Origin of the sequence: Actinomyces bouchesdurhonensis (assembly GCF_900128465.1) — a bacterium.
In the GTDB taxonomy this organism is placed as follows: domain Bacteria; phylum Actinomycetota; class Actinomycetes; order Actinomycetales; family Actinomycetaceae; genus Pauljensenia; species Pauljensenia bouchesdurhonensis.
Map to the genome: position 1 here is coordinate 1 of NZ_LT635864.1, position 4791 is coordinate 4791.

The 4791-nt window shown below is 67.7% G+C and carries 5 protein-coding genes and 1 pseudogene (1 of these 6 only partly in view); 5 read left to right on the top strand and 1 reads right to left on the bottom strand.

All coding sequences use genetic code 11. The features are described 5' to 3' along the window. Nucleotides 1-229 precede the first annotated feature (229 nt). The 4 genes and pseudogenes from BQ7477_RS01740 to dacB form a co-directional block, all read left to right on the top strand. Nucleotides 230-883 (top strand): annotated as a pseudogene (locus BQ7477_RS01740) (class I tRNA ligase family protein); the annotation flags it as partial. Between the two features lie 133 nt (nt 884-1016). Next, the gene (locus tag BQ7477_RS01745; protein WP_234968628.1) at nt 1017-1385 is read left to right on the top strand and encodes a hypothetical protein; all 369 of its coding nucleotides are present in this window, start codon (nt 1017-1019) and stop codon (nt 1383-1385) included. Next, on the top strand, nt 1386-1862 hold the full coding sequence (locus BQ7477_RS01750) for a DUF3180 family protein (protein WP_073982587.1): 477 nt from the start codon (nt 1386-1388) through the stop codon (nt 1860-1862). It abuts the gene before it with no gap. A 1018-nt stretch (nt 1863-2880) separates the two neighbouring features. Next, nucleotides 2881-4062, top strand: coding sequence for a D-alanyl-D-alanine carboxypeptidase/D-alanyl-D-alanine endopeptidase (gene dacB / locus BQ7477_RS01760; protein WP_234968629.1), 1182 nt, complete (start codon nt 2881-2883; stop codon nt 4060-4062). 57 nt (nt 4063-4119) lie between these two features. Here the strand turns inward: dacB and BQ7477_RS13200 are convergent, their stop codons facing one another. After that, entirely contained in the window at nt 4120-4308 is a 189-nt protein-coding gene (locus tag BQ7477_RS13200) for a hypothetical protein (RefSeq protein WP_129582470.1), read from the bottom strand. Between the two features lie 314 nt (nt 4309-4622). Between BQ7477_RS13200 and BQ7477_RS13205 the strand changes: the two genes are divergently transcribed. Next, nucleotides 4623-4791 carry the start of a TilS substrate-binding domain-containing protein gene (locus BQ7477_RS13205; protein ID WP_478209442.1) on the top strand. The gene runs 215 nt beyond the window's last position, so 169 of the gene's 384 nt are visible here — the first part of the coding sequence; the start codon lies at nt 4623-4625; its stop codon lies beyond the right edge, outside the window.

Consider the following 4791-nt stretch of genomic DNA (forward strand, 5'->3'; position numbering starts at 1 on the left):
GGCCGCGAAGAGCGCGTCACGCCGCTCGCCAACTCCGCCGAGGACCTCAAGGCCCTCATCCGCGAGCGCGTGCGCCCCGGCGCCTGAGTCTTCTTTCACTCGACGAGGCCCGAGCCCACACCCGCGAAGCCGCACCGTTTCGCTCCGGGTGGGGCCCGGGCCTCGTTACATGTTCCCGGGCCTCGCCCGTTTCCTTCGCCTCCCCTCCCTGCCAGGTAGGATTGATGCCATGCTGCACCTGTACGACTCCAAGAGCGCCCGCATCCAGCCCCTGAACCCGGTCACCCCCGGCAAGGTCGGCATCTACCTGTGTGGCGCCACCGTGCAGGGCTCCCCGCACGTCGGCCACCTGCGCGCCGCCGTCTCCTTCGACACCCTCATCCGCTGGCTGCGCCGCAGCGGCTACCAGGTCACCTACGTCCGCAACGTCACCGACATCGACGACAAGATCCTCACCAAGTCGGCCGAGGCCGGCTGGGACTGGTGGGCCTGGGCCTACCGCTTCGAGCGTGAATTCACGCAGGCGTACGAAACCCTCGGCGTGCAGGCCCCCACGTACGAGCCGCGCGCCACCGGCCACATCCCCGACCAAATCGACCTCGTCCAGCGCCTCATCGACGCCGGCCACGCCTATTCAGATGGGCGCGGCAACGTCTACTTCGACGTCCACTCCCAACCCGACTACGGCTCGCTCACCCGCCAGCGCCTGGCCGACATGCGCACCACCGAGGACGACGCCCAAATCGACGAGGCCATCGAAGCCGGCAAACGCGACCCCCGCGACTTCGCCCTCTGGAAGGCCACCAAGCCCGGCGAGCCGACCACGGCCTCGTGGGACAGCCCCTGGGGGCGCGGCCCCGCACGACGAGGACAACGCCCCGGAACAGCCCGCCCAGCCCTCGGACGACGCCCAGCCCACGGATGACTCGCGCGACACCGAACAGGCAGCCAAGGCCTCGTCAAAACCCGCGTGGCACCCCGTCTCATCTGTCCCCGCCGACTCGCCGGCCGGGCGCATGACACGCACAATTGGTTCGGGCACATACACGCCCACCGGCGAAGAGAAGCCCAGGTGGGCCCCCGTTTTCCAGCATAAGCGCCCGGTCGCGCGCGCCGACATTAAGCTACCCGACTGGAACTTCTCCGTCGGTGCCGCCCACGACGTGCGCGTCGTCGACGACCGCAGCGGCCTCGGCCATGAAGACGAGCCTCCCGCACCGACCGTTCACGCCGACGGCAAGAGCACGATCTTAGCGCCCGGCCTGCCCGAGAACACCCCGGTCGGCCCGATCCCCGAAGATGAGGCCACGAAGACCGGAATCCTGCGCCGCGTCGTCGTGCGTCCCACGATGACGGGTGCGATCCCTATCGTCAAGAGGCACTAAATGAAACCGTTGGCGATCACCTGGGTGCTCCTGGTCGGCGCCGCCTGTGCCGCCCTGAGCTTTCTCGGTTTCTTCGCGCACATGCGCGCGGGCGGCACCCCCATGATCGTCACGCCAGGTCCCGGCGTCGTGTTCGCACTCGCCACGGCCGCACTCGTCTGGTCCGGCATCGCCGTGCGTCGCCTACGCGCGGGGAAAGACACGTGGATCGACGCGATCGGCGCCATGCGCGTCGCCGTGTTCGCGCGGACCTGTGCCCTGGTCGGTGCTGGCCTGACCGGCATCCTCATCGGTGTCATGGCCGTGTCCCTCATGCAGTTGCAGGCCGCCGCGATGGTGTCCAATGCGATCGGTTCCGGCGTCAGCGCGCTGGTGGGTATCGTGTGGGTGATCATCGCGCTCGTCGTCGAACGCTGGTGCGTCATCACTCCCGACGACGACGGTGCCAGTTCCCATAAGCGCAACGCGGCTGCCTGAGCGTCGCCGACGAGCCGGCCCACCGGGTGTTATGACGATGGCAGCTCTCGCGCGCGGCGGCTTGTACCCGCGAAAGTGACGCGTACCCCGAGCGTTAGGCGTGTCGGCAATGGTTGGCCCGGTATCGTGGAGGCGTGGCTGACCAGCGTAAGAATTCCCCCAGGCGTTCCTCCTCCCGGCGCACCCCGTCGGGAAGCACTTCGGGGCGTGCAACTGAGCGCACCTCTCGTGCAGCTGGCAGGGCCACATCGATGCGCTCATCCACCTCGTCTGGCAGGAGTGGGCGTTCCACGTCATCTGCCGAGCGAGGCTCGAAGGGAACCTCGTCGGGGGGAGGTACCCGCCCACCGGTGAACCTGTGGCCACGCCGCATCATCACGGGCCTGGGCCTCCTTCTCATCGTTGCCCTCCTCGTGTGGGGCATCGTTGCGCTCGCAGGAGCGGTCATCGCAGCGGTGAGTCCTGAACCAACCTCGCAGTCGAGCGCACAGTCCGCCCAATCCGACACGGTCGACTCTTCGGGTTACACGCTTGCGCGCGGTCAACAAGCCACCGCGGATGGCCTTCTGACAGACGGCACGGTGATTGAGATCCCCGCCTGCCTGGATCGTGACGTCACCGTGAGTGTCGCCGCCTCCGAGGCCGCATCCGGTTCACCGATGCCCGTGTCCGTGACCCTTCAGAACAAGGGATCCATCGCCTGCTCGACCTCCCTGTCGAACTATGCCCTGCTCGTGAGCAGCGGCGGCCATCAGGTGTACGATTCAGCGCGTTGCACGCAGGACGAAAGCTCGGCGATGACGCTGCTCGTGCGTCCGGGCGGGTCGTGGACCGGGTCGCTGGTCTGGGACGGCCACGTCTATGTGGATGGCTGTACGGAGCCTGCGGGCGGCGCCAGCGTCGCTTCGACGGGTACCTACAAGGTCACCGTGACCAGGGCAGGGCGCGAGGTTAGCTCGGNGCATCCACGCTCGAGCCGGCCACCGCGTCAGTGCCAGCCATGGCCTCGGGAACGCCCGTGAGCGCGACAGACGTTCAGGCACTGTGGGCTCCCGTTGCCGCCGCGGCAGCAGAAGGCGGCTACGTCGCGTGGGGCACCGTCGTGGATGCACAAACCGGTGAGGTTCTCCTCAACGCGGACGCGTCCGTCGCGCACACGACCGCCTCCACCACGAAGACGCTCGCTGCTTTCTCCGCCCTCACTCATTTGGATCCCACGGCGACTCTGACGACCAGCGCACTCCTGGGCGGCGACGAGCGGACCCTGTACCTCGACTCGGAGGGAGACCTCCTCCTCGGTGCGGGAACCTCCCTGGACAACGAGGTTCCGGGTCGCGCCGGCCTACAGACGCTGGCACAAGATGCCGCCGCATCGCTGACGGAGCGCGGCATCTCCTCGGTCACTCTCGACTGGAGGGGAACGCTCTTCGATGGCGCGTCGCACCTGTCGTCCTGGGACGCTCAGGATGTCGGAAGCTATGAGGGCCACGTCGGCCCGATGGCGATCGATGCCGGGCGCACCGCCGAGGGCGCGATCGAGTTCTACGCCGATGCCCCCGGCCATGTCGCCGAGGTTTTTGCGCAGGCTCTCACGTCTGCGGGAATCACGGTGAGCATGGGCGAGGCCGGGGAAGCCCCCGCGGGAGCGTCCTCCCTCGCGTCGGTTTCCTCCGCGACGATAGGTGAACAGTTGCGCTGGATGCTAGCCCATTCCGATAACACGCTCGCCGACCAGTATTGCCGCCTCGCTGCGCGAGCAGCCGGGAGTCCCTCCACTTACGAGGGTGCGACCTCGACGGTCAAGGATGCTTTGACGTCCGCGGGTATCCCCACGGACGACCTCTACTTGGAGGACTGCTCGGGATTGTCCAGCAACGACAAGATCACCGCCAACACGCTCGTTGGCGTCCTGAAGGCTTCGTATGCGGGGCGGGGAACCAGCGCGGACACGATGCGTCTTTTGCCCTGGGCGGGTCTGGTGGGTACGCTCTCCAACCGGATGGCCGAGGCCCCCACCGGCGGTAACGTCCAAGCTAAAACCGGCTCGCTTCACGAGGTGACCTCCCTGTCGGGCTCCGTGATCACTCAGGGAGGTCGTCTCCTCCTTGTGTCGATCGGCCACGATCAAGTGACGAGTGGCGCCTACGCCACGCGCGGCTACTTGGACGCCTTCGAGGAGGGTCTCGCCGGGCTAAACTAGGCCCATGGATATGCCGTTTGGCCCGCGCGACGTCGCGGGAGTTCTCGCTTCGATGTCCTACGCGGGTCCGTCGGCCTCGCGGGTGGGGGCCTCGGCTGTCGTGGCGCGCCTGCGCAGGTCGGTGGCCTGGTCGAATCGCTTGCTCGCGGAGCTGTCGACCCTGCCCGAGGCCGCAGCGACCGTTGCCGAATCAAGCTCACTCGTCGTTGATCGCAGGGGTTTGATTCGCCGGGTCGGGGCAATCATGGATCGCTTCGAGGACACTCGCACCCCCATGGTTCTGGCAGCCGAAGCCATCGTGCTGCGTGCGCTCGCAAAAGACGCGACGGGCATTTGGGACGTGGCGGCCGGGCGGCGTGTCCTGGTGGCCCCCAACGTGCTGGCGGACGCTCAGCGCTATGCTCTGGATCAGACGGATTGGTGCCGCTGGGTGTCCCTGTGTACCGGATTGCGCGGCGTCCACCTGACCCACGCTCCCCACCTCGTCCCCTATGTCGCGGATCTGGTGCGTTCGCTGCCGGAGCGCAGCGACGAGCTGGTGCGTATCGTTCTCCTGCTGGATGCGCTGCCGACCGCGGAGATGGAGGTCCTCACCCCCCGGGACCTGCCGTCGATTCATTGGCTGCGCACTCACCGTGCGCACGCGGGTGGGGTCGCGCTGGTGCGGGCGTGTGCGGCTGCGGGGATGCCGTTGGCGGGTGTGGAGCTGCTTCAAGCCCAGACGGAGGG

What these genes read in the sequence shown, in the direction of transcription:
- BQ7477_RS01745 (WP_234968628.1), top strand. Translation starts at nt 1,017, where the DNA reads ATGACACGCACAATTGGTTCGGGCACATACACGCCCACCGGCGAAGAG.
- BQ7477_RS01750 (WP_073982587.1), top strand. Translation starts at nt 1,386, where the DNA reads ATGAAACCGTTGGCGATCACCTGGGTGCTCCTGGTCGGCGCCGCCTGT.
- BQ7477_RS13200 (WP_129582470.1), bottom strand. Translation starts at nt 4,308, where the DNA reads ATGATTGCCCCGACCCGGCGAATCAAACCCCTGCGATCAACGACGAGT.